General features: G+C 66.8%; 20 protein-coding genes, 1 other RNA gene and 1 pseudogene. 20 read left to right on the top strand and 2 right to left on the bottom strand.

What is annotated here, in order from left to right:
* Positions 1–58: 58 nt before the first annotated feature.
* From rsmI to rnpB, 3 genes are all read left to right on the top strand, one after another.
* Positions 59–877 (top strand): 16S rRNA (cytidine(1402)-2'-O)-methyltransferase, encoded by an 819-nt coding sequence (rsmI, locus tag LC407_RS18760; RefSeq protein ID WP_025876607.1) that lies wholly within the window; start codon positions 59–61, stop codon positions 875–877.
* 144 nt (positions 878–1,021) lie between these two features.
* On the top strand, positions 1,022–1,810 hold the full coding sequence (locus tag LC407_RS18755; protein WP_223483391.1) for a PDZ domain-containing protein: 789 nt from the start codon (positions 1,022–1,024) through the stop codon (positions 1,808–1,810).
* Between the two features lie 115 nt (positions 1,811–1,925).
* Positions 1,926–2,277, top strand: an RNA gene (rnpB, locus tag LC407_RS18750) — RNase P RNA component class A.
* 158 nt (positions 2,278–2,435) lie between these two features.
* Here rnpB and LC407_RS18745 read toward each other — a convergent pair.
* Entirely contained in the window at positions 2,436–3,236 is an 801-nt protein-coding gene (locus tag LC407_RS18745) for an NRDE family protein (protein ID WP_223483390.1), read from the bottom strand.
* A gap of 324 nt (positions 3,237–3,560) precedes the next feature.
* On the opposite strand from LC407_RS18745, the gene mraZ reads away from it, so the two are divergent.
* The 15 genes and pseudogenes from mraZ (at position 3,561) to lpxC (ending at position 20,405) form a co-directional block, all read left to right on the top strand.
* Positions 3,561–4,007: a division/cell wall cluster transcriptional repressor MraZ gene (mraZ, locus tag LC407_RS18740; RefSeq protein ID WP_025876601.1), complete on the top strand. Its 447-nt coding sequence runs from the start codon at positions 3,561–3,563 to the stop codon at positions 4,005–4,007.
* Positions 4,008–4,021: 14 nt separating this feature from the next.
* Positions 4,022–4,990: a 16S rRNA (cytosine(1402)-N(4))-methyltransferase RsmH gene (gene rsmH / locus LC407_RS18735; RefSeq protein ID WP_025876600.1), complete on the top strand. Its 969-nt coding sequence runs from the start codon at positions 4,022–4,024 to the stop codon at positions 4,988–4,990.
* Positions 4,987–5,250 (top strand): cell division protein FtsL, encoded by a 264-nt coding sequence (gene ftsL, locus LC407_RS18730; RefSeq protein WP_025876599.1) that lies wholly within the window; start codon positions 4,987–4,989, stop codon positions 5,248–5,250. The genes rsmH and ftsL overlap by 4 nt, the downstream gene beginning before the upstream one ends.
* Positions 5,247–7,091, top strand: coding sequence for a penicillin-binding protein 2 (locus LC407_RS18725; protein ID WP_025876598.1), 1,845 nt, complete (start codon positions 5,247–5,249; stop codon positions 7,089–7,091). Before ftsL ends, LC407_RS18725 begins: the two co-directional genes overlap by 4 nt.
* Entirely contained in the window at positions 7,088–8,596 is a 1,509-nt protein-coding gene (locus LC407_RS18720; protein ID WP_025876596.1) for a UDP-N-acetylmuramoyl-L-alanyl-D-glutamate--2,6-diaminopimelate ligase, read from the top strand. Before LC407_RS18725 ends, LC407_RS18720 begins: the two co-directional genes overlap by 4 nt.
* Complete coding sequence (murF, locus tag LC407_RS18715) at positions 8,593–9,987, top strand: UDP-N-acetylmuramoyl-tripeptide--D-alanyl-D-alanine ligase (protein WP_134832009.1); 1,395 nt, start codon at positions 8,593–8,595, stop codon at positions 9,985–9,987. The genes LC407_RS18720 and murF overlap by 4 nt, the downstream gene beginning before the upstream one ends.
* The gene (gene mraY / locus LC407_RS18710) at positions 9,977–11,062 is read left to right on the top strand and encodes a phospho-N-acetylmuramoyl-pentapeptide-transferase (protein ID WP_025876592.1); all 1,086 of its coding nucleotides are present in this window, start codon (positions 9,977–9,979) and stop codon (positions 11,060–11,062) included. The genes murF and mraY overlap by 11 nt, the downstream gene beginning before the upstream one ends.
* Positions 11,062–12,381, top strand: a complete 1,320-nt coding sequence (gene ftsW, locus LC407_RS18705) for a putative lipid II flippase FtsW (protein ID WP_025876590.1) — start codon at positions 11,062–11,064, stop codon at positions 12,379–12,381. Before mraY ends, ftsW begins: the two co-directional genes overlap by 1 nt.
* Positions 12,378–13,466, top strand: coding sequence for an undecaprenyldiphospho-muramoylpentapeptide beta-N-acetylglucosaminyltransferase (gene murG / locus LC407_RS18700; RefSeq protein ID WP_223483389.1), 1,089 nt, complete (start codon positions 12,378–12,380; stop codon positions 13,464–13,466). The genes ftsW and murG overlap by 4 nt, the downstream gene beginning before the upstream one ends.
* 40 nt (positions 13,467–13,506) lie before the next feature.
* Positions 13,507–14,943: a UDP-N-acetylmuramate--L-alanine ligase gene (murC, locus tag LC407_RS18695; RefSeq protein WP_025876586.1), complete on the top strand. Its 1,437-nt coding sequence runs from the start codon at positions 13,507–13,509 to the stop codon at positions 14,941–14,943.
* A complete protein-coding gene (locus LC407_RS18690) occupies positions 14,940–15,944 on the top strand; it encodes a D-alanine--D-alanine ligase (protein ID WP_033830359.1) in 1,005 nt (334 codons plus the stop codon). The genes murC and LC407_RS18690 overlap by 4 nt, the downstream gene beginning before the upstream one ends.
* Positions 15,941–16,618 (top strand): annotated as a pseudogene (locus LC407_RS18685) (cell division protein FtsQ/DivIB); the annotation flags it as partial. The gene LC407_RS18690 and the pseudogene LC407_RS18685, both read left to right, overlap by 4 nt.
* A gap of 68 nt (positions 16,619–16,686) precedes the next feature.
* Entirely contained in the window at positions 16,687–17,922 is a 1,236-nt protein-coding gene (gene ftsA / locus LC407_RS18680) for a cell division protein FtsA (RefSeq protein WP_025876580.1), read from the top strand.
* A 164-nt stretch (positions 17,923–18,086) separates the two neighbouring features.
* Positions 18,087–19,322 carry a cell division protein FtsZ gene (ftsZ, locus tag LC407_RS18675; RefSeq protein ID WP_025876577.1) on the top strand — a complete coding sequence of 412 codons (1,236 nt, stop codon included), beginning with the start codon at positions 18,087–18,089 and terminating at the stop codon, positions 19,320–19,322.
* 171 nt (positions 19,323–19,493) lie between these two features.
* Positions 19,494–20,405, top strand: coding sequence for a UDP-3-O-acyl-N-acetylglucosamine deacetylase (lpxC, locus tag LC407_RS18670; RefSeq protein WP_025876575.1), 912 nt, complete (start codon positions 19,494–19,496; stop codon positions 20,403–20,405).
* A gap of 280 nt (positions 20,406–20,685) precedes the next feature.
* Here the strand turns inward: lpxC and LC407_RS18665 are convergent, their stop codons facing one another.
* On the bottom strand, positions 20,686–21,135 hold the full coding sequence (locus tag LC407_RS18665; protein WP_025876573.1) for a DUF721 domain-containing protein: 450 nt from the start codon (positions 21,133–21,135) through the stop codon (positions 20,686–20,688).
* Between the two features lie 12 nt (positions 21,136–21,147).
* Here LC407_RS18665 and LC407_RS18660 point away from each other — a divergent pair, with 12 nt between their 5' ends.
* Positions 21,148–22,101, top strand: coding sequence for a M23 family metallopeptidase (locus tag LC407_RS18660; RefSeq protein WP_025876571.1), 954 nt, complete (start codon positions 21,148–21,150; stop codon positions 22,099–22,101).
* Positions 22,102–22,366: 265 nt separating this feature from the next.
* On the top strand, positions 22,367–25,099 hold the full coding sequence (gene secA / locus LC407_RS18655) for a preprotein translocase subunit SecA (protein ID WP_025876568.1): 2,733 nt from the start codon (positions 22,367–22,369) through the stop codon (positions 25,097–25,099).
* The last annotated feature ends 7 nt before the right edge of the window (positions 25,100–25,106 follow it).

The raw sequence follows: 25,106 nt of genomic DNA, 5'->3' as shown, positions 1-25,106 counted from the left end.
AGCGGCCTTGGCCAGGTACACGCTAGGATTCTACCCTTGCCCCGTGAGTACCGCTGAAATGAGTGTCCCAACCCTGTATGTCGTCGCCACGCCGATCGGCAACCTGGCCGATCTGAGCCCGCGCGCGCAGGAGGTATTGCGTTCGGTGGCGGCCATCTGCGCCGAGGACACCCGCCGCAGTGGCCAGCTGCTGTCCCATTTCGGCATCCAGCAGCCGCTGGTGGCCCTGCACGAACACAACGAAGAGGCCCTGGCCCAGCGCCTGGTGGCGCGGCTGCAGGCGGGCGAGTCGCTGGCGCTGGTCAGCGATGCCGGCACCCCGCTGGTCAGCGATCCGGGCTTCCGGCTGGTGCGTGCCGCGCGTGCTGCCGGCATCAAGGTCAGCCCGATTCCCGGCGCCTGCGCGGCCATCGCTGCGCTGAGCGTGGCCGGTCTGCCCAGCGACCGCTTCAGTTTCGAGGGATTCCTGCCGGCCAAGGCCAGCGGCCGCCGCGATCGCCTGCAGGGGCTGGCCGGCGAAGTGCGCACGATGGTGTTCTACGAATCCTCGCACCGCATCACCGAGTCGTTGGCCGACATGGCGGCGATCTTTGGCGGCGAGCGCCCGGCCGTGCTCGCGCGCGAGCTGACCAAGCTGTTCGAGACCGTGCTGGATGGCGACCTGGCCGGGTTGCTGGCGCAGGTGGAAGCCGATGACAACCAGCGCAAGGGCGAGTTCGTGGTGATGGTGCAGGGCGCCGGTGACGATGCCGAGGCGCAGCTGGCTCATGGCCGGCACGTCTACGCCAAGCTGAGCGAGCACCTGCCGCCGTCGACCGCGGCCAAGCTGGCGGCCGAGTTGACCGGCGCACCGCGCAAGGCGTTGTACGGCAGTTGAGCGGGTGAAGGAGATCCACGCCATGCGTGGATGAAAACACCCCGGAATGCAGTAGATCCACGCCATGCGTGGATGAAAACAGCCCGGAATGCAGTAGATCCACGCCATGCGTGGATGAAGTGGCCCTGGACAAGGATGAGGACGATGTCGGCAAAAGAACTTTCACTGGTGTTGGCTCTGGTCGTTTCCGCCCACGCGTGGGCGGGCGAGGAGATCGACCCATCGGATCTGGGGCGTGGCTTCACCGGCTATGAGCTGTTCGATCCTGGCCTGGTGCAGTTGCGGCAGGGCCCGTATGTGGAAGGCAACCACGCGATCGTCATCTACACCGCCGCACGGGAAGCCGTGGACCTGGCCGAGGGCTGCCCGCAGGTGGACCCCGCTGCGCGCGAAGCGATCGAGCAGGCCTACCAGCAGATGGCGGCCAGCCAGCACCGGTATGTAAGTGCGCGCCAGTGGAAGCGGCTGCGCGAGGCGCTGCACGGCAGCTACAAGCAGCCGCCGCTGCGTGGCGTGCTGGAATGTGGCGCGTTCGCCATGCAGGCCCCGCATTTCGATGAACGTATGGAGGGGCGCCTGCTCGCCCACACCGAGATGTCGCGCTCGGCCAAAGGTGCCGTCGATGAGCGCGCCGACGCGTTGCGGCCCGTGCTGGGGTTGGGGATGGCGGGAGGGACGCTGGTCAATCACGTGCTCAACGGCAGCAACGCCGAGCGGGCCGGCCTGAAGGCAAATGACGAGGTGCTGTCGGTGCAGGGCACCGCCGTGGCGACGACCTACGGCATCGAACAGGTCCTTCGCGCGTACGCGCCCGGTGATCGCATCCAGCTGAAGGTGCGCCGCACGGTGCTGGATCTGGCAACCGGGGCCTCGTCGCAGGAGCTGGATATCGGGCTGGTGCTCCAATCGCGGGCAGCGCTGCTGGCGCGTTGAGCCTGCAGGTGCGGTGCGCAGCCACGCGTGTCGTGGCTCTACTGCTGGGGCGGATGAACCGCACGCCGCAATCAAACCGGCAGGGCGGGCCCGCGTACGCTAGAATGCGCGCGGCGGAGTCGGCCAGACAGTCGCGTCATCCCTTCGGGGGTGCCGAGGAAAGTCCGGGCTCCATAGGGCAAGGTGCCAGGTAACGCCTGGGCGGCGCAAGCCGACGGAAAGTGCAACAGAAAGATACCGCCTACGTCTTCTTCGGAAGGCCGGTAAGGGTGAAATGGTGCGGTAAGAGCGCACCGCGAGTCTGGCAACAGACCGGTACGGCAAACCCCACCTGGAGCAAGACCAAATAGGGATCCATTGGCGCGGCCCGCGTTGGATCCGGGTAGGTTGCTTGAGCGTTGCGGCGACGTAACGCCTAGAGGAATGACTGTCCACGACAGAACCCGGCTTATCGGCCGGCTCCGCCCCTTCATTCCATCCACGTCCATCCACGCATGGCGTGGATCTACCTATCGCCCTCCACGCAGGGTGTGTGGACCTGGCAGTGCCGGCCGCTGGCCGGCAACCGCGAGACCTGCCCGAAGATGCAGAGGTTGCCGGCCAGCGGCCGGCACTACCGTTCCAGTCAGAAAATGACGTGACCCTGTCCGCTGGGTACGCCCTGCGGACCAAAGCGGCGCTCGTGGATTTCGCCGTGGCCGTTGCCATCAATCAGCAGCACGGTACTGGCGCGGGTGCCGTAATCGTCACCACGGATGAAAGCGGGGCTGAGCCAGCGTTCGCGTTCCAGGCCGATGCCGGTATCGGGCAGGTCGCTGTCGACCGGGCGATGTTCATCGGCCAGGGCATCCCACAGTGGGGTCAGGTCTGGGCTCAGGTCCGGGGTCAGATCCTTTTCCCGTTGGGAAAGGGATCTGACCCCGTCTTGTTCCAGCCACGACGACAGCGCATCCATCAGCCGCCGGGTCTTCGGCCAGGGCGCATCAAGCGCGCCGTTGGACATGCCATGCACGCCCGGGCCAAGCGTCTGCCGCTCGGCCGGGTGGTTGCCCAGATACTCCAGGCTGTGGCCATCGGCCAGCAGCAGGTTGAACGGGGCATAGGCAGTGGAGATCCCGGCCAGGCGTTCTATATGTATGCCCGCCGGATCGCGGCCACGCAGGTAGTCGGCCACCAGGGCGCCACGCGATGGCCCGGTCTGGGAAGCCTGCGGATCGCGGACGTTGGTCACCACCGCCATCCGGCCGCCGGCACCCACCCCGGCCCAGCCGCCGCCGGAGCGCAGGTCGCGCCCGCCGATGACCGAGGTCTCATCCTGCCAGGGGGCCAGGGCCGCGGTCGGGCGGGCGTGGAACTCATCACGGTTGCCGGCCATCACCAGCCGCCAGCGCGGGTGGTGCAACCAGCCAATAGCAAGCAGGCACATGGCGCCATTGTGCCCGGTTTGCGCAGTCCGACGTCGCTTTCGGCCCGTTCCGGATGAATGCGCAGCCCATGTTTCACGCGCCCTCCACACCCCTGAACTTCCGTTCAATCTCAAAAATTGAGACGGATCAGCAACTTGTGGATAAACCTTGAACAACTCTCTAAACATCGGCGCAAACCATTGATGCGGCTGGCGATTTCCCTGCTGAAAAGTTGTTGACAACCCTTGGGCCGCTGCTAAGGTGGGCATCAGAGGGAAATCCGGGTGTTTTGTGGATTTTCGTGGTTCAATGTTTCACCGGGCGAAGGATAAGGTGCAGGCGTCGTGTTCCAGGGCGAGACGGCCATCACAGTTGACGACAAAGGACGCATGGCGGTTCCCACCGCTCACCGCGACCTGGTTGCGCGCGTCAGCAACAACCGTCTCGTGTTGACCTACAACCCCTTCGAATCCGGCTGCCTGTGGCTGTACGCCGAGTCGGAATGGGAGCGGGTACGCGACGACGTCATGTCCAAACCCAACACACAGCGCGTCGTACGTCTGCTGCAGCAGAAGCTGGTCGGTTCAGCCGCCCACCTGGAGCTGGACGGCAACGGTCGCATCAGCATTCCCGCCAGCCACCGCGGTGCGGTGGGCATTGAGAAGAAGGCGGTATTGCTCGGTATGGGCGACAAATTCGAATTGTGGAGCGAGCAGGCGCATCGGGCCCTGATCCAGCAGACGTTGTCTGATGAGGATCTGGGTGATGGGTTGCTCGACCTGAAGTTGTGAGCCGGGGTGCCCGGATGCGCCCAGAAGCGCAGACCGGTCACCTTCCGGTGTCGCAGTCGCCGGCGGTGCATCTGCCGGTCCTGTACACCCAGGTCCTGGAAGGCCTGAGGGTGATCGAAAACGGACGTTATCTGGATGGCACGTTCGGTCGTGGCGGTCATGCACGTGGCGTGCTCACCCAGCTCGGTCCCGAGGGACGCCTGCTGGTCATGGACAAGGATCCGGAAGCCATTGCCGTTGCCGAGCGCGATTTCGCGCCGGACCCGCGCGTGTCGATCTTCCGTGGCAGCTTCGCCCAGCTGCTGCAGTGGAACGAGACCGCCGAAGGCCTGGATGGCGTGCTGTTCGACCTTGGCGTGTCCTCGCCGCAGCTGGATGTGGCCGAGCGTGGTTTCAGCTTCGGCAAGGACGGCCCGCTGGACATGCGCATGGACCCGGACAGTGGCGAAAGCGCTGCGCAGTGGATCAACCGCGTGGAGGATCGCGAGATCGCCGACGTGCTGTGGACCTACGGCGAAGAGCGGCAGAGCCGGCGCATCGCCCGCGCCATCGTGGCCCGCCGTGAGAAGCAGCCGTTCACCCGCACCGCCGAACTGGCCGAGCTGATCGCCTCGGTGATGCCGCGCGGCAAGGACAAGATCCATCCGGCCACGCGCAGCTTCCAGGCCATCCGCATCCACATCAACCGTGAACTGGCCGACCTCGAAGCCGGCCTGGACGCGGCGGTGGAGCGCCTGAAGCCCGGTGGCCGGCTGGCGGTGATCAGCTTCCACTCGCTGGAAGACCGCATCGTCAAGCAGTACATGAACCGCCTGGCCAAGGCACCGCCGGCCAACCGCCGGCTGCCCGAGGCGCAGGCCTTCGTGCCGACCCTGGACCTGATCGGTGGCGCCATCAAGGCCACCGACGAAGAGCTGGCGATGAACCCGCGCGCCCGCAGCGCCGTGCTGCGTGTAGCCCAGAAGCGGGAGGCCGATGCATGAGCCGGCTGCTGCTGATCATCCTGTTGGCCTGCACCGTGGCCTCGGCGATCGGCGTCGTGTTCGTGCGTCACCGTCACCGGCAGACGTTCATCGAGCTGTCGCGCGCCGAGCGTGCACGCGATGACCTGAACATCGAATTCGGCCGCCTGCAGCTGGAGCAGGCGACCCTGGCCGAAGCCAACCGCGTGGACAGCATCGCCCGCGAAAAGCTCGGCATGAAGTTCCCCGAAGCCGCCGACGTGGTGGTGGTGCGCCCATGAGCAAGACCGGCCGCAACCGTCCCCGCAACGCCTTCAACCTGCGCCAGCGCCTGCGCTGGGTGGCCCTGGCGCTCGGCCTGTGCTCGGTATCGCTGGTGGGTCGTGCCGCCTACGTGCAGATCATCAACAGCGACTTCTACCAGCGCCAGGGCGAAGCGCGTTACCTGCGCGAACTGCCGATCAAGACCTCGCGCGGCATGATTACCGACCGCAACGGCGAGCCGTTGGCGGTGTCCACCCCGGTCGCCTCGATCTGGGTGAACCCGCAGGACCTGCTGCGTTCGCCCGAGCGCATCCCCGAGCTGGCACAGGCGGTGGGCATGTCGGTGGACGAGCTGAGCAGCCGCCTGTCGCAGAAGTCGGACAAGGAATTCATGTACCTGCGTCGCCGGATCAATCCGGACGAGGCAGAGCGCGTGGTCGCGCTGAAGATTCCGGGCGTGGCGGCACAGCGTGAGTTCCGTCGCTTCTACCCGCAGGGTGAAGCGATGGCGCACGTGCTGGGCTTCACCAACATCGACGACCGTGGCCAGGAAGGCCTGGAGCTGGCCTTCGACGAATGGCTGCGTGGCAAGCCCGGCGGCAAGCGGGTGATCCGCAACCGCAAGGGCGAGACGGTCGAAAGCGATCTGCTGCGTGCGGCCGAGCCGGGCAAGGACCTGACCCTCAGCATCGACCGCCGCATCCAGTACCTGGCCTTCAAGGAACTGCGCAACGCGCTGGTGGCCAACAAGGCGGCCGGCGGCTCGATGGTGATCATGGACGTGACCACCGGCGAGATCCTGGCCATGGTCAACCTGCCGACCTACAACCCGAACTCGCTCAACGGCGCGGTGCCGGACACGCGTCGCAACCGCGCGGTGACCGATCTGGTCGAGCCGGGTTCGACGATGAAGCCGCTGACCATCGCCACCGCGCTGCAGTCCGGGGTGGTGACCAAGGACACCATCATCGATACCAACCCGGGCTACATGCAGGTTGCCCGTTTCACCATCCGCGATGTGCCGCGCAACAACGGCGTGCTGAACGTCACCGGTGTGATCACCCGCAGCTCCAACATCGGCGCGGCCAAGATCGCCGCGAAGATGCCCGACCAGGTGTTCTACGACGGCGTGCGCCGTTTCGGCTACGGCTCGGTGCCGCACAGTGGCTTCCCCGGCGAGTCCGGCGGTGTCGTGCGGCGCCCCGCCAACTGGGACGGCGCGACCAAGACGACCATGTCCTACGGCTATGGCCTGAATGTCACGCCGCTGCAGATCGCCACCGCGTACTCGGCGCTGGCCAACGGCGGCAAGCTGATCGCGCCGACCTTCGTCAAGGGCCAGCGCAACGAAGGCCAGCAGATCATCGACGAGAACGTCGCCAAGCAGGTGGTGGCGATGATGGAAACGGTGGTCACCCAGGGCGGCGCCAAGCAGGCGGCGGTGCTGGGCTACCGCGTGGCCGGCAAGACCGGTACCGCGCGCAAGACCGGCCCCGGTGGCTACGAGCGCGGCCACTACAACGCGCTGTTCGCTGGCGTGGTGCCGGCCACCAATCCGCGTTTTGCCACCGTCATCGTCATCAACGATCCGCAGGGCGGCAAGTTCTACGGCGGCCTGGTGTCGGCGCCGGTCTATCACAACGTGATGGAAGGCACCCTGCGCCTGATGGATGTGCCGCTGGATGACCTGCAGTCGTGGCTGGCTGCCCAGCAGTCCGGAAAGATCGGGCATTCGGCCTCGGTGCTGCCGGTGCCGCCGGCCGAAGCCGCACTGCCGGTGGATGCCGCCGCTGAATTCGATGCCGCGCTGCCCAGCGCGCACCCCCATGTGCCGCCCGCCACGGGAGGCACGCAATGAGCCCTTCGATGTTGCTTTCGCAGTTGCTTCCGGACGTGGCCCTGGCGGGCCATGATCCCGTTCTGACCGGCCTGGTGCTGGACAGCCGTGCCGTGCGCCCCGGCAATGCCTTCGTTGCCATCGCCGGTTTCGGCGCGCATGGCCTGGGTTTTGTCGAGCAGGCGCGTGCTGCCGGTGCCGGCGCGATCCTGTTCGAAGCGCCGGCGCCTGCCGAGCTGCCTGCACCGGCCGATGCCATCGCCGTGCCGGACCTGCGCGCGCGTCTGGGGGCAATGGCCGACCAGTTCCATGGCGCGCCTTCGCGGGCGATGACCATGGTTGGCGTGACCGGCACCAACGGCAAGACCTCCACCGTGCAGCTGCTGGCCCAGGCCTGGCACCTGCTCGGTACGCCCAGTGGCAGTATCGGCACGTTGGGCGCCGGACTTTATGGTGCGGTCGAGCCGACCGGTTTCACCACCCCGCTGGTGCTGCAGATGCATGCGCTGCTGGCGCAGCTGCGCGACGATGGCGCGCGCGCGGTGGCGATGGAAGTCAGCTCGCATGCGCTGGACCAGGGCCGCGTGGATGCGGTGCACTACGACGTGGCGGTGTTCACCAATCTCACCCGCGATCACCTTGACTACCACGGTGACATGGCCAGCTACGGCGCGGCCAAGGCGCGGCTGTTCCATCGCCCGGGCCTGAAGGCGGCGGTCATCAATCTTGACGATGCGTTCGGTCGCCAGCTGTTCGCCGGCCTGCCGGCGGGCGTGCAGGCCATCGGCCTGAGCTCGCGTGGTGCCGACGGTGCCAGCGTGCGCGCCGAAGCGCTGCAGCTGGATGGCCGCGGCATCGGTTTCGAACTGGTCATCGACGGCCAGCGCGCTGCGGTGCAGTCGCCGCTGCTGGGCCGCTTCAACGTGGACAACCTGTTGGCCGTGGCCGGCAGCCTGCATGCGCTGGGGCATCCGCTGCCGCGCATCGCCGAGGTGCTGTCGGCACTGCAGCCGATCCGTGGCCGCATGAACCGCCTGGGCGGCGAAGATGGCCTGCCGACCGTGGTGGTTGATTACGCACACACCCCCGACGCGCTGGAACAGGCGCTGGACAGCCTGCACGGCCACCTGCAGGGCACGCTGTTCTGCGTGTTCGGCTGCGGTGGCGAGCGCGATACCGGCAAGCGCCCGCAGATGGCTGCCATTGCCGAGCGCCTGGCCAACCAGGTCATCGTCACCGACGACAACCCGCGTGGCGAAGACGGCGACGTGATCGTGGCCGACATCCTGGCCGGTTTCACCGATGCCTCGGCCGTGACCGTGCAGCGCAACCGCGCGCGTGCGATCGGCCTGGCGGTGAAGCGCGCTGGTGCCGGCGACATCATCCTGATCGCCGGCAAGGGCCACGAGCCCTACCAGGAAGTGAATGGCGTGCGGCATGACTTCGACGACACCGAAGTGTCGGCCGCCGCGCTGGCTGCGAAGGCCGGTGTGTTGGCCGCTCAGGCCGGGGAGGGCGCCGCATGAAGCGCACCCTGCTTTCGCTGATCGCGCACTGGGCCGGTGGCGAGATCCATGGCGACGACGTGGCCATCGACGCGGTCAGCAACGATACCCGCAGCCTTGGCCCGGGCAGCCTGTACGTGGCGCTGCGTGGCGAACGCTTCGACGGCCACGATTTTGCTGCCGACGCACAGGCACGTGGCGCCAGCGCGTTGCTGGTCGAGCGCCTGCTGCCGCTGGACCTGCCGCAGGTGCTGGTGGCCGACAGCGAGCGCGCGCTGGCGAAGATCGCCGCCGGCATGCAGCGCGACCGCGCGACCGAACTGTTCGCCATCACCGGCAGCAACGGCAAGACCAGCGTCAAGAGCCTGCTGCTGGCGATCCTGCAGCAGGTGGCCCAGCACGCGCACAAGGTGGTCTACGCCAACCCGGGCAACCGCAACAACGAGATCGGCCTGCCGCTGGCGGTGATCGACGCACCGGAAGATGCCGACTACGCCGTCTACGAGATGGGCGCCGGCAAGCCGGGCGACATCGCCTACCTGACCGACATCGCGCGCCCGCGCTATGCCCTGGTCAACAACATCGCCCCGGCCCACCTGGAGCGGATGGGCAGCCTGCTCGGCGTGGCGGTGACCAAGGGCGCGATCTATGCCGCACTGCCTGCCGATGGCGTGGCCGTGATCAACGCCGACGATGCCTACGGGCGCTGGTTCGAACAGCATTTCATCGGTACCCCGGCACGTTGCCGGGTGCTGCGCTATGGCCTGGAACACACCGCCGACGTCACCGCGCGGGACATCCGCGCCGGTGCGCAGGGCAGCCGCTTCACCCTCGTCACGCCGATGGGCGAGGCAGGCGTGGTGCTGGGCCTGCCGGGCCGCCACAACATCAGCAATGCGCTGGCCGCCGCCAGCCTGGCGCTTGCCGCCGGCATCGAGCTGTCACTGGTGGCCACCGGCCTTGCGGAAGCGCAGCCGGTGCCGGGCCGCCAGATCGCCCATCAGCTGCACAACGGCGCGGTGCTGGTGGATGACAGCTACAACGCCAACCCTGGTTCGCTGGCCGCCGCCATCGACGCACTGGCCGCCGCCCCGGAAGAGGGCTGGCTGGTGCTGGGCGACATGCGCGAGCTGGGCGCCGACGCCGAGGCGCTGCATGCACAGGCGGGCATCCGCGCGCGTGCCGCCGGCCTCAAGCGCCTGTATGCGCTGGGCCCGCTCAGCGCCGCTGCCGCCGCTGCGTTTGGCGAGGGCGGACAACATTTCACCACCCATGACGCGCTGTCGCAGGCGCTGAAGGAAGCGCTGCACGCCGGCGTGCGCTGCCTGGTCAAGGGTTCCCGTGGCAGCGCCATGGACACGATTGTCAAAGCGCTGCTGGCGCAAGGAGAGGAATCCCCGCATGTTGTATGAACTGGCTCGATGGTTGCAGCAGTTGGAGAGCCTGTTCGGGCTGTTCAACTACCAGACGTTCCGCGCCATCCTTGCCGCGTTGACGGCGCTGTTCCTGTCGCTGTGGCTCGGCCCGGCGATGATCCGCAAGCTTGCCCAGTTCAAGGGCGGCCAGCCGATCCGGACCGATGGTCCGCAGACCCATTTCTCCAAGGCCGGCACGCCGACCATGGGTGGTTCGCTGATTCTGCTCACCGTCACCCTGTCGGTGCTGATGTGGGCCGACCTGCGCAACCGCTACGTGTGGCTGGTGCTGGCGGTGATGCTGTGCTTCGGCGCCATCGGCTGGTACGACGACTGGATCAAGATCGTCCGTCGCGACCCGAACGGCCTGAAGTCGCGCTGGAAGTACCTGCTGCAGTCGATCTTCGGCCTGGCTGCGGGCATCTTCCTGTTCCAGACCGCCGACGTACCGGCGGCGCTGACCTTCTACATCCCGATGTTCAAGTCGGTGGCGCTGCCGCTGGCCGGCATCGGCTTCGTGGCCATTGCCTATTTCTGGATCGTCGGCTTCTCCAACGCGGTCAACCTGACCGACGGCCTGGACGGGCTGGCGATCATGCCGACGGTGCTGGTGGCCTGCGCGCTGGGCGTGTTCGCCTATGCGTCGGGCAACGCGGTGTTCGCCAACTACCTGCAGATCCCGCAGATTCCAGGCGCCGGTGAGCTGGTCATCATCTGCGCGGCGATCGCCGGCGCGGGGCTGGGCTTCCTGTGGTTCAACACCTATCCGGCCATGGTGTTCATGGGCGATATCGGCGCGCTGTCGCTGGGCGCGGTGCTGGGCACCATCGCGGTGATCACCCGCCAGGAACTGGTGCTGGTGATCATGGGCGGCGTGTTCGTCATCGAAACGCTGTCGGTGATGATCCAGGTCGCCTCGTTCAAGCTGACCGGCAAGCGCGTGTTCCGCATGGCGCCGATCCACCACCACTTCGAACTGAAGGGCTGGCCTGAGCCGCGCGTGATCGTGCGCTTCTGGATCATCTCCGTCGTGCTGGTGCTGATCGGCCTGGCCACGTTGAAGGTACGCTGATGAATGACCTGTCGCACCAGGCAACACGCCTTGAGGCCATCGGTGGCAGCTACGACAAGTGGCTGCTCGGCGCGATGATCGCGCTCACCGGGCTGGGCGTGGTGATGGTGGCGTCCAGCTCGATCGCGTTGATGAGCAGCCCGTTCTATTACCTCAACCGCCACCTGATCTTCCTGGCGGTCGGCATCGTGTTGGCCATCTTCGCCGCGCGTACCGAGCTGAAGACCATCGAGCAGTACAACCAGATGCTGCTGCTGGGCTGCTTCGCGCTGCTGGTGGTGGTGTTCGTGCCCGGCCTGGGCAGCAGCGTCAACGGTGCCCGCCGCTGGATCAACCTGGGCATCTCCAAGTTCCAGACGGTCGAAGCGGTGAAGGTGCTCTACATCGTCTGGCTGTCCAGCTACCTGGTGCGCTTCCGCGACGAGGTCAACGCGACCTGGCCGGCGATGCTCAAGCCGCTGGGCGTGGCCGGTGCGCTGGTGGTGCTGCTGCTGCTGCAGCCCGACTTCGGCTCGTCCACCCTGCTGCTGGCGATCACCGCCGGCATGCTGGTGCTGGGCGGGGTGAACATGCCGCGCATGTCGATGCCGGTGGTGATCGGCCTGGTGGGCATGAGCGCGCTGGCGATCATCGAGCCGTACCGCATGCGCCGCATCACCTCCTTCCTCGACCCGTGGGCCGACCAGCAGGGCGACGGCTACCAGCTGTCCAACGCGCTGATGGCGGTGGGCCGCGGCGAGTGGACCGGCGTTGGCCTGGGCAACTCGGTGCAGAAGCTGTACTACCTGCCCGAGGCGCACACCGACTTCATCTTCTCGGTCACGGCCGAGGAATTCGGTTTCCTGGGCACCTGCGTGATCGTGGCCCTGTACGCGCTGCTGGTCGGCCGCACCTTCTGGCTGGGCATGCGCTGCGTGGAAATGAAGCGCCACTTCTCCGGTTACATCGCCTTCGGCATCGGCCTGTGGATCAGCATGCAGACCTTCGTTTCGATCGGCGTGAACCTGGGCATCCTGCCGACCAAGGGCCTGACCCTGCCGCTGATTTCGTCGGGTGGTTCGTCGGTGCTGATGACCTGCGTGGCGATGGGCCTGCTGCTGCGCGTGTCCTATGAACTGAAGCGCGCCGAGCGCCGCCAGGCCGTGCGCATGGGCGCTGCCGACGATGTTGCCGGCCCTGCCGCCGCCGAGCCTTCTGCTGCACCGGTGGCGAAGAACGTGCCGATGGCTGCCGAACCGGCCGCGGCCGAGCCGGCCGCCGTGCGTGGCACCAGCCGCCTGCAGTCGCGCGTCGAACCCACCTTCGGGAGGCTCGGATGAGCGCGGCCCAGAACAACAACCGGCCGGTGATGATCCTGGCCGGTGGTACCGGCGGGCACATCTTCCCGGGCCTGGCCGTGGCCCGCGTGCTGCGCGCGCGTGGCGTGCCGGTCACCTGGATGGGCGCTGATGGCGCCATGGAAACCCGCCTGGTTCCGCAGCACGACATCCACATTGATACGCTGGCCATCACCGGTCTGCGCGGCAAGGGCAAGCTGGCGCTGCTGGCCGCGCCGTGGCGCCTGATGCGCGCGCTGCGTGCGGCCGGCCTGATCATTCGTGATCGCCAGCCGCGTGCGGTGGTCGCCTTCGGTGGCTTCGCTTCCGGCCCCGGTGGCATGGCCGCGCGCCTGCACGGCCTACCGCTGGTCGTGCACGAACAGAACCGCGCGCCGGGCCTGACCAACCGCATCCTGTCGCGCTACGCGCGCCGCCTGCTGACCGGTTTCCCGGGCACCTTCGCTGCACGCGAAGAGTTCGTGGGCAATCCGGTGCGCGCCGAAATCGCCGCCGTCGCGCCGCCGCAGCAGCGGCTGGCCGATCGCAGCGGTCCGCTGCGCCTGCTGGTGCTGGGCGGCAGCCAGGGTGCCCGCGCGCTCAACAGTGGCGTGCCGCAGGCACTGGCCAGCCTGGGTGCGCAGGTGCCGGTGGTGGTGCGTCACCAGAGCGGCGAGAAGCTGCATGCCGAAGCGGTCGAGGCCTATGCCAGGGCCGGCGTGCAGGGCGAGGTCACACCGTTCATCGCCGACATGGCCGAAGCCTTCGCCTGGGCCGACCTGGTGGTGTGCCGTTCCGGCGCGTCCACGCTGGCCGAACTCTGCGCGGTCGGCATCGGCAGCGTGCTGGTGCCATTCCCCGCTGCTGTCGACGATCACCAGACCCGCAATGCGGAGTACCTGGTCGAGCGCGATGCAGCCGTATTGCTGAAGCAGGACGAAACGCTGGCAGACGGCATTGCCGCGCTGCTGCGTGATCTGTCCGAAAATCCCGCCCGCCGCATGCAGATGGCGCAAGCCGCGCGTGCCCTGGCCAAGGTCGATGCCGCCGAGCGCATCGCCGATATCATTCTCGAGGAAGCTGTATGAAGAAGGCACGCTCCAGCGCCTGCCCTGCGCGAGGCCGCGCATGATCCGCCGCCTGCATGACACCAACGATCTGGTGCGCGCGTTCCCGCGCGTGCATTTCGTCGGCATCGGCGGCACCGGCATGAGCGGCATCGCCGAAGTGATGCTGACGCTGGGCTACGAAGTGTCCGGTTCGGACAACGCCGACAACGTCGCGACCCGCCGCTTGGCCGGCCTGGGCGCGCGCATCATGCGCGGCCACTCGGCCGCCAACGTGCTGGGCACCGACTGCGTGGTGGTCTCCAGCGCGATCCGCGAAGACAACCCGGAGCTGATGGAAGCGCGCAGCCAGCGCATTCCGATCATGCCGCGCGCGGCGATGCTGGCCGAACTGATGCGCTTCCGCCGCGGCATCGCCGTGGCCGGCACCCACGGCAAGACCACCACCACCAGCCTGACCGCTGCGGTGCTGAGCGAGGGCGGGCTGGACCCGACCTTCGTGATCGGTGGCCAGCTGCTGGCGGCCGGTGCCAACGCCAAGCTCGGTGGTGGCCAGTGGCTGGTGGCCGAGGCCGACGAGAGCGACGGCAGCTTCCTGCGCCTGAATCCGTTGATGTCGATCATCACCAACATCGATTCCGATCATCTGGAGAACTACGGCAACGATTTCGCCCGCGTGCAGGCGGCGTTCGCCGAGTTCCTGCAGCGCCTGCCGTTCTACGGCCTGGCAGTGCTGTGCATCGACGATCCGGAAGTGGCCGCACTGGCCGCCAAGACCCCGCGCCACGTGATGAGCTACGGCATGAGCCCGCAGGCCGACGTGCGCGCCGAGAACGTGGTGCAGGAAGGTTCGCGCATGCGCTTCACCCTGCGCCTGCCGCAGGGCACCAGCCAGGAAGTGGTACTGGCGCTGCCGGGCAAGCACAACGTGCTCAACGCGCTGGCCGCTGCGGCGGTGGGCTGGCAGCTGGGCGTGGCGCCGGACACGATCGCGCGTGCACTGGCCAGCTTTGCTGGCGTCGGTCGCCGCTTCAATGATCTGGGCGAAGTGACCACTGCCAGCGGTGCCAAGGTCCGCATCATCGACGACTACGGCCACCATCCGAGCGAGCTGGAAGCGGTGTTCGCCGCCGCGCGTGGCGGCTGGGCCGACAAGCGCCTGGTGGTGGCCTTCCAGCCGCACCGTTACAGCCGTACCCGCGATCAGTTCGACAAGTTCGCCGCGGTGCTGTCCAGTGTCGATGCACTGGTGCTGAGCGAGGTCTACCCGGCCGGTGAAGAGCCGATCGCCGGTGCCGACTCGCATGCGCTGGCCCGCGCCATCCGTGCGCGTGGCCGCAGCGAGCCGGTGGTGGTGGGCAAGGCATCCGAGCTGGCCACCGTGCTGCCGGACGTGCTGCAGGACGGTGACCTGCTGCTGATGATGGGTGCCGGCGACATCGGCGCCGTCGCCAGCCACATTGCCGTGGAAGGCTTCAAGGCGGAGGGCGAGGCGTGAGCACGCTGACCTTCCCGCCGCTGCGCAGCACCGACCCGGCCGCGTTCGGCCGCGTCGCCGTGCTGCTCGGTGGCAGCTCCAGCGAACGCGAAGTGTCGCTGGATTCGGGCCGCAACGTGCTCGAAGCCCTGCAGTCGCGCGGCGTCGATGCCATCGCCATCGATGGCATTCCGGCGCTGGCCAAGGCGCTGGCGGCCGGCGGCATCGATCGCGTGTTCAATATCCTGCACGGCCACAATGGTGGCGGTGAGGACGGCATCGTGCAGGGCCTGATGGAGGCCTTCGGCGTGCCGTACACCGGCTCCAACGTGCTGGGCTCGGCGTTGAGCATGGACAAGATCCGCACCAAGCAGGTGTGGCTGTCGCTGGGCCTGCCGACCCCGCAGTACCGTGAAGTACACGGAGGTACGAGTGCCGCGGGAGGCAGGATGCCGGGAGCGGCCGAAAAAAATGTCCACGCGCTGGCGGCCGAGCTCGGCCTGCCGGTGGTGGTCAAGCCGGCCAACGAAGGCTCCAGCGTGGGCATCAGCCGGGTCACCGACGACGCCGGCCTGGACGAAGCCGTGGCCCTGGCCGCGCGCTACGACGGCCAGCTGCTGATGGAACAGATGGTGGTGGGCGACGAACTGACCGTGGCCATCCTCGGCGACGTTGCGCTGCCGTCGATCCGCATCGTGCCCAAGGGCCAGTGGTACGACTACAACGCCAAGTACATCGCCGAAGACACCCAGTACCTGTGCCCGGGCCTGGACGGTGATGACGAAGACGAGATCCGCCGCATCGCGCTGGCTGCCTTCCGCGCGGCCGGTTGCCGTGGCTGGGGTCGCGTCGACGTGATGCGTGACCGCACCAGCGGCCGCTTCTTCCTGCTGGAAGTGAACACCGCGCCGGGCATGACCAGCCACTCGCTGGTGCCCAAGGCGGCCGGGCAGGCCGGTATCAGCTTCGAAGAGCTGGTGTGGCGCGTGCTGGAACAGACCCTGGAGGCATCGCACGCATGAACGCGGTGCTGCGCATCTTCGTCTGGCTGTTGGCACTGTCGGTGGTTGCACTGCCGGTGGTGGCCGTGGTCAATGGCTGGGTCGGCGCCGAGCGCTGGCCGCTGGCGAAGCTGCGCGTGCACGGTGAGTTCAAGCGGGTGCCACCGGAACAGCTGCAGCAGGTACTGCTGCCGTATGCGCATGCCGGCTTCTTCGCGGTCAAGCTGCAGGACGCGCAGGACGCACTGGAAAAACTGCCGTGGGTGGAAAGCGCGCAGGTGCGCAAGCAGTGGCCGGACGTGCTGGAAGTGACCCTGGTCGAGCACAAGCCGTTCGCGCGCTGGGGCGAAGATCGCCTGCTGTCCGAGCAGGGCAAGCTGTTCCCCACGCCGAAGAAGCTGGCCGACCTGCAGCTGCCCGAGCTGGATGGCCCGGACAGCCAGACCGAGGAAGTGGTCAAGCTGTACAACGATTCGCGCGCGCTGTTCGCGCCGGCAGGCGTCGACGTGCGCCGGCTGACGATGGACGCGCGCGGCAGCTGGTCGCTGCTGCTGAGCAACGGCACTGAAGTGGTGGTCGGCCGCGACGATGCCCGCTCGCGCCTGCAGCGCTTCGTGCGCGTGCTGCCGCAGCTGGCCAACCAGGCCGCGCCGATCGAGCGCGCCGACCTCCGATATACCAATGGTTTCACGCTGAGCTGGGGCACTCCGGCCGCCCCGGCCAATGCACCGGGCACCCCGGCAAGAAGGACGCAGGAAAGAACATGAATCGCAAGGGTGACAAATCGCTGATCGTCGGCCTGGATATCGGCACCTCCAAGGTGGTGGCGCTGGTGGGCGAGTATTCGCCGGGCAACCCGATCGAAGTGATCGGCATCGGCTCGCACGAGTCGCGCGGCCTCAAGCGCGGCGTGGTGGTGGATATCGAATCGACCGTGCAGTCGATCCAGCGTGCGGTCGAAGAAGCCGAGCTGATGGCCGGCTGCGAGATCCGCTCGGTGTATGCCTCCATTTCCGGCAACCACGTGCAGTGCAAGAACTCGCCCGGCATCGTGCCGATCCGCGACGGCGAAGTGACCTGGGGCGACCTGGATCGCGTGCTCGATGCGGCCAAGGCAGTGGCGATTCCGGCCGACCAGAAGATCCTGCATGCGATCCCGCGCGAGTACGTGCTGGATGATTCGCAGGAAGGCATCCGCAATCCCGTCGGCATGACCGGCGTGCGCCTGGAGGTGCATGCGCACCTGGTGGTGTGCGCGCAGTCGGCTGCGGCCAACATCAGCAAGTGCGTGCAGCGCTGCGGCCTGCAGGTGGACGACCTGGTGCTGTCCTCGCTGGCGTCCAGCGTGGCGGTGCTGACCGCCGACGAGCGCGAGCTGGGCGTGGTGCTGGTCGACATGGGCGCCGGCACCACCGACATCGCAGTGTTCGTGCAGGGCGCGATCTGCCACACCGCCTCGCTGCCGATTGCCGGCGACCACGTGACTAACGACATCGCGCACATGCTGCGCACGCCGACCCCGGAAGCCGAGCAGATCAAGGTGCGCTATGCATGCGCCCTGGCCCAGCTGGCTACCGCCGAGGAAAGCATCCAGGTGCCGTCGGTCGGTGATCGTCCGCCGCGCCGCATGCCGCGCCACGCGCTGGCGCAGGCCGTGCAGGGCCGCTACGAAGAGATCTTCGAAATGGTGCAGGCCGAACTGCGCCGCTCCGGCTTCGAGGAACTGGTGCGCGCCGGCATGGTGCTGACCGGTGGTGCCTCGAAGATGGAAGGCGTGGTCGAACTGGCCGAGGAAATGCTGCAGATGCCGGTACGCGTGGGCATCCCGCAGCACGTTACCGGCCTGGGCGAAGTGGTGGGCAACCCGGTGCATGCCACCGGCGTGGGCCTGCTGCTGATGGGCAGCCAGATCGAGCATCCGCGCCGGCCGTCGCTGCCGACCGGCCGCGCTGGAAGCATGTTCAAGAAACTCAAGACCTGGTTCCGCGGCGAATTCTGACGCGGCACCTGTACCACCCGGGCGCTGCCCGGCCGCAACACCGGCAACACGACGCTACACCGGCAACACACATAACCCACACAGCCGCAACGACGGCATGCAGCACGAAGGCAGGACGCCCGAACGCCCATGCAATCGAAAGCGGATACAACGAGGACACGGACATGGCGCATTTTGAACTGATCGAAAAGATGGCACCCAATGCGGTGATCAAGGTGGTTGGCGTGGGCGGCGGCGGCGGCAATGCCGTGGCGCACATGGTCAACTCGGCAGTGGATGGCGTGGAATTCATCACCGCCAACACCGACTCGCAGGCCATCAAGAATTGTGGTGCCAAGCTGCAGCTGCAGCTGGGTACCAATGTCACCAAGGGCCTGGGCGCAGGCGCGAATCCGGAAGTCGGCCGCCAGGCTGCGCTGGAAGACCGTGAGCGCATCATGGACGCGCTGCAGGGTGCGGACATGGTGTTCATCACCGCTGGCATGGGCGGTGGCACCGGTACCGGCGCTGCGCCGGTGGTGGCACAGCTGGCCAAGGAAATGGGCATCCTGACCGTGGCCGTGGTCACCAAGCCGTTCCCGTTCGAAGGCCGCCGCCGCATGCAGGTCGCGCTGAAGGGCATCGAAGAGCTGAGCCAGCACTGCGACTCGCTGATCACCATCCCCAACGAGAAGCTGATCACCGTGCTGGGTCGCAACGCGACCATGATCCAGGCCTTCCGTGCCGCCAACGACGTGCTGCAGGGCGCCGTGCAGGGCATCGCCGACTTGATCGTGCGTCCGGGCCTGATCAACGTCGACTTCGCCGACGTGCGCACCGTCATGTCCGAAATGGGCTTGGCGATGATGGGTACCGGTACCGCCCGCGGCGATGACCGCGCGCAGGCCGCGGCCGAGTCGGCCATCCAGAACCCGCTGCTGGACGATGTGAACCTGGCGGGCGCCAACGGCATCCTGGTCAACATCACCGCCGGTGCCGACTTCACCATGGCCGAGTTCGACGAGATCGGCCGCACCATCGACGGCTTCGCTTCGGAAGACGCGACCGTGGTGGTGGGTACCGTGCTCGATCCGGACATGCAGGACGAGGTGCGCGTGACCGTGGTCGCCACGGGCCTGAACCGCGTCTCGGCCAGCAAGACCCAGCGTCCGGGCGAGCGTGCACCGATCAAGCTGGTCCGCAACGCCACCACCGGCCAGCCGGAGTTCGGCGAGTTCGACAACGGCGGCGATGCGGTGTCCAAGGCCGTCGGCGGCATGGGCCTGGGCCTGCGTCGTGCCAGCAGCGACAGCGTGGCAGCTTCCACCCCGTCGGCTCCGGCCTCCTCGGCCCCGGCCGCGGCGGAACTGCCGAACGATTACCTGGACATCCCGGCGTTCCTGCGCCGCCAGGCGGACTGATCGACGCTGCCCGGGGCTTGTCCCCCCCGGGTTGCGCCACCATGTCCTGAAAACGCGGGCGCCGGGCCAGGATGGGCCCGGCCGCCCTGCTTCACGCGCGTCCCACCGGCGTTTCAGCCGGGGTAGGGGACCCTGCGTGTTAATCTACTGTGTCACTTCCGGTCGTCCCCCATGATCCAGCAACGCACCCTCAAGAACACGATCCGCGCCACCGGTGTAGGCCTGCACAGCGGCGACAAGGTCTACATGACCCTGCGCCCGGCGCCGGTCAACCATGGCATCGTGTTCCGGCGCGTGGACCTGGACCCGGTAGTGGAAGTGCCTGCGAAGGCCGAACTGGTCACCGAAGTGACCCTGTGCACCGGCCTGACCTGCAACGACGCCAAGATCCAGACCGTCGAGCACCTGATGTCGGCCCTGGCCGGCCTGGGTGTGGACAACATCATCGTCGAACTGTCCTCGGCCGAGCTGCCGATCATGGACGGTTCGTCCGGCCCGTTCGTGTTCCTGCTGCAGTCGGCAGGCATCGTCGAACAGGATGCGCCCAAGCGCTTCATCCGCGTGCTGAAGACCGTGGAAGTGACCGAGGGCGACAAGATGGCCCGCTTTACCCCGTATGAGGGGTACAAGCTGGGCTTCACCATCCAGTTCGACCACCCGATGATCCCGGCCAAGCAGTCGCGCCAGGAAATCGAGTTCTCGACGATGGCCTACACCAAGGAAATCTCCCGCGCGCGCACCTTCGGCTTCATGCGCGACCTGGAATACATGCGCGAGCGCAATCTCGGCCTCGGCGGTTCGATGGACAACGCCATCGTTCTCGACGAGTTCCGCGTGCTCAACGAAGACGGCCTGCGCTACGCCGACGAATTCGTGCGCCACAAGATTCTTGACGCGATCGGCGACCTCTATCTGGCCGGCGGCCAGGTGCTGGGTGCCTACGAGGGCTTCAAGTCCGGCCACGCGCTCAACAACAAGCTGGTGCGGGCGCTGATGGCCGATGCCACCGCCTGGGAATGGGTCACTTACGACTCGCCGGCCGTGCCGGACCCGGTGGTGTATGCCACACCGGCCTATGCCTGATTTCACAAGTTGTTGAATTTGAATGCAAAAACGCCGCCTTCCAGGGCGGCGTCTGCGTTTCCGGCGTTGTTTGACGCACTGGCGCAGTTGGTGACGCGACGGCCGGGCCGAGGTCACGGTTTTGTGAACCTGTTGGATCCGAAGCCTGAATTTAACGTTGTTTTAACAACAATCTAACGACTGGCCCACCGGGGCCAGCTAGGATGCGACCCGGCCCCCGAAATGTTTCACGCTGCGGTGACACGCGCGACGGGGAGTGGAGCAGGACGCTCCGCTGCTTTCAGGTTTCCCGCTTCGGTTTCGAAGGAAGGTCCTGCAGAGCTGCCAAGGCGTCGCGTAGCCCTTTGTGCGTGGCGGCTGAAACTGCGTGGGGTCCATTCCGGTTGTCGAGCGCTGGGGAGCGCGTGGGAGTGGGAGACGCAGTCTTGACGGTCACCTTGGTGGCCTTCAGCCCGATGGACCGGGCCGCGTCGAGCAACTGGGCTTCGGCAAGCCGCAACTTGGCATGCCAGACCGGGGACTCGACGAGAAAAACGAGGTGTTCCCCGTCCACATTGGCCAGCCGGCAACGGCTGCGCAGAGGTGGCGGCAACTGGGGGCGCAACTGACGGTCCAGCGCGTCGAGCCATAGGGCACGCCGCAGCGGGTTCCCGCTTTTGTCCGCCATCACTGCATCCAAGGCCGGTTTCGGTCGGGATGCGGGACGAACGCTGGATTTCGGCTCAGACATGAAAACTCACTGATGGCATTCAAAAAGATCGTAATCAAAACGCGTGAAGGACAGGCCAAATCGGCGCTCACGCGTTTGCGGTTCTACTTCGAGGACCGCCCCCGAGCCCTGCTGGGCAGCGTGCTCGGCGCAGGTTGCATTATCGGCCTTGCCGGCGGCATTGGCGTCAGCGCGCTCAATGACTCGCGCCTGCAGGCCAAGGTCGACCGCCAGGAGGCCGAGCTGGCCAAGGTCCAGCGCGATGCGCAGACCCAGGTCAACGCGCTGGCTGCCCGCCTCGGCGAGCTGCAGGCACAGGCCACCCGCCTGAACGCCCTGGGCGAGCGACTGACCCAGATGGGCAAGCTGGAAGACGGCGAATTCGACTTCAACGAGACCCCCGGCCTCGGTGACGGCGATGCCGGCGGCCCGACCGCCGACATCCCGGTGAAGGACGTCAACGCCGACTTACAGGTGCTGGAGCAGCGCTTCGCTGCTTCAGGCCGCCAGTTGTCGGTGATGGAATCGCTGATGTTCGACCACCAGCTGCAGCAGAACGCCGTGCCCTCGCGCATGCCGATCCGCAACAGCTACGTCACGTCCGGCTTCGGTACCCGTGCCGACCCGTTCGGTCGCGGTGCCGCCACCCACAAGGGCATGGACTTCCACGCCCGCGTCGGTGACCCGGTGATGTCGGTGGCCGACGGCGTGGTCAGCTTCTCCGGGGTCAAGGGCGGCTACGGCAACGTGGTCGATGTGGACCACGGCAATGGCTACGTCACCCGCTACGCGCACAATTCGCGCCTGGTGGTGAAGGTCGGCGACCTCGTCCGTGCCGGCCAGGAAGTAGCCAAGGCCGGTTCCACCGGTCGTTCGACCGGCGCCCACGTGCACTTCGAGGTGTGGGAGAACGGCAACGTGGTCAACCCGCGCAAGTTCCTCGGCGATGGCGGCAATACCCCGGTCGGGCGCATCACCCGCGGTTGAATCGGGCCCCCGTACTCCGGGGGCGGTAGTGCCGGCCGCTGGCCGGCAACCTCATGATCTTCGGCAACATCGCGGATTGCCGGCCAGCGGCCGGCACTACCGGAATGTTCGGATGCCAATGCCGCCACAGGGTTGAAACCCCAGCGGCCCATCCCAAGCTACAATGGGTGTTGCCATCGACAGGGCGCCAGGCGCCCTGATTCGTTTGCGGCGGACGGATCCTTCCCGGAGCCGTGCGGCATTTCCATCCAACCCGGTTCCCTCAATGATCAACAGCCTGCTTACCCGCGTATTTGGCAGTCGTAATGAACGACAGCTGCGCCAGCTCAACCGCATCGTCGCCAAGATCAATGCGCTGGAGCCGGAGATCGAGAAGCTTTCCGACGAGCAGCTGCAGGCCAAGACGCCGGAATTCAAGCAGCGCATCGCCGGTGGTGAAGCCCTGGACAAGGTGTTGCCGGAAGCGTTCGCGGTCTGCCGCGAGGCCGGTCGCCGCGTGCTGGGCATGCGCCACTACGACGTGCAGCTGATCGGCGGCATGGTGCTTCACCTGGGCAAGATCGCAGAAATGCGCACCGGTGAAGGCAAGACCCTGGTGGCGACCCTGCCGGTGTACCTCAACGCGCTGGAAGGCAAGGGCGTGCACGTGGTCACCGTGAACGACTACCTGGCCCGCCGCGATGCCGCGCAGATGGGCAAGCTGTACAACTGGCTGGGCCTGAGCGTGGGCGTGGTCTACCCGGGCATGCCGCACAGCGACAAGCGCGAAGCCTATGGTTCGGACATCACCTACGGCACCAACAACGAATTCGGTTTCGACTACCTGCGCGACAACATGGCGCTGTCCAAGGCTGACCGCTACCAGCGCGGCCTGCACTACGCCATCGTCGACGAAGTCGACTCCATCCTGATCGACGAAGCGCGTACCCCGCTGATCATCTCCGGCCCGGCCGACGATTCCCCGGAGCTGTACATCCGCGTCAACCGCATCGTGCCGAACCTGGTCAAGCAGGAAGCGGAAGACGGCGAAGGCGACTTCTGGGTCGATGAGAAGGGCAAGCAGGTGCACCTGTCCGAAGCGGGCATGGAGCACGCCGAACAGCTGCTGGTGGAAGCGGGCATTCTCGATGCCGAGACCGAAGGCCTGTACGCGGCGCAGAACCTGACCGTGGTCCACCACCTCAACGCCGCCCTGCGCGCGCACGCCATCTACCAGCGCGATGTGGACTACATCGTGCGCGATGGCGAAGTGGTCATCGTCGACGAATTCACCGGCCGTACCCTGGCCGGCCGCCGCTGGTCCGATGGCCTGCACCAGGCGGTGGAAGCGAAGGAAGGCGTGCCGGTCCAGCGCGAGAACCAGACGCTGGCCAGCATCACCTTCCAGAACCTGTTCCGCATGTACAAGAAGCTGTCCGGCATGACCGGTACGGCCGATACCGAAGCGTTCGAATTCCAGAGCATCTATGGCCTGGAAGTGGTGGTGATCCCGACCAACCGCCCGACCATCCGCAAGGACAGCCCGGACCAGGTGTTCCTCAACCGCAAGGGCAAGTTCAATGCGGTGCTGGCCGACATCGAAGAGTGCGCCAAGCGCGGCCAGCCGGTGCTGGTGGGTACCACCTCGATCGAAACCTCGGAAATGCTGTCCGAGCACCTGCGCAAGGCGGGTGTGAAGCACGAAGTGCTCAACGCCAAGCAGCACGACCGCGAAGCGACCATCGTCGCCAACGCCGGTCGTCCGGCCGCCGTGACCATCGCCACCAACATGGCCGGTCGCGGTACCGACATCGTGCTGGGCGGTTCGCTGGAAGCGGAAATCCACGAGCTGGGCGAAGGCGCGACCGACGAGCAGAAGGCCGCGATCAAGGCCGAGTGGCAGAAGCGCCATGACGCGGTCAAGGCGGCCGGCGGCCTGCACATCGTCGGCACCGAACGCCACGAATCGCGTCGTATCGACAACCAGCTGCGTGGCCGTTCGGGCCGCCAGGGTGACCCGGGCTCGTCCCGTTTCTACCTGTCGCTGGAAGACAACCTGATGCGCATCTTCGCCTCCGACTGGGTGCAGAAGGCCATGCGCATGATGGGCATGAAGGAAGACGACGTCATCGAAGACCGCCTGGTCAGCCGCCAGATTGAAAAGGCGCAGCGCAAGGTCGAGGCCCACAACTTCGACATCCGCAAGAACCTGCTGGATTTCGACGACGTCAACAACGACCAGCGCAAGGTGATCTACGCCCAGCGCGACGAACTGCTGGACGCCGAGTCGGTGAAGGACAACGTCGATGGCATCCGCGACGACGTGATCTTCGACATCGTTGCCCGCTTCGTGCCGCCGAACTCGGTGGACGAGCAGTGGGACCTGCGTGGCCTGGAAGCCACCCTGCAGTCGGACTTCGGTGTGGACATGTCGCTGACCGATCTGGTCAAGTCGCACGAGGAGCTGGACGCCGAAGGCATCACCGCCAAGGTGCAGGAGCGCATCAACCAGCACTTCGCCGAGAAGGAAGCGGGCGTGGGCGAAGAGACCATGCGCGCGCTGGAGAAGCACGTGATGCTGACCGTGCTCGACCAGAGCTGGAAGGAGCACCTGGCGCGCATGGATTACCTGCGCCAGGGCATCTACCTGCGCGGTTATGCGCAGAAGCAGCCGAAGCAGGAATACAAGAAGGAAGCCTTCGAGCTGTTCTCGGACATGCTGGAGAACGTCAAGCGCGAAGTGGTGACCCTGCTGGCCCGCGTGCGCATCCGCAGCGACGAGGAAGTGCAGGCACTGGAAGCGGCCGAGCGCCAGCAGGTGGAAGCCCGCCTGAGCCAGTCGCAGTTCCAGCACCAGGACGCTGGCGGCTACGGCGCCGACGAAGAGGCGGCGCAAGTGGAGGCCGCCCAGCAGGGCGTGGCGCAGCTGCAGCGTGACGAGCCCAAGATCGGTCGCAACGATCCGTGCCCGTGCGGCAGCGGCAAGAAGTACAAGCACTGCCACGGCCAGCTGAGCTGACCCCGGA

Origin of the sequence: Stenotrophomonas sp. OVS01A, from assembly GCF_019969775.1 — a bacterium.
Taxonomy (GTDB): Bacteria; Pseudomonadota; Gammaproteobacteria; order Xanthomonadales; family Xanthomonadaceae; genus Stenotrophomonas; species Stenotrophomonas indicatrix.
Note: the sequence above shows the minus strand (reverse complement) of the source record. Positions and strands in the feature narration are given on the sequence as shown.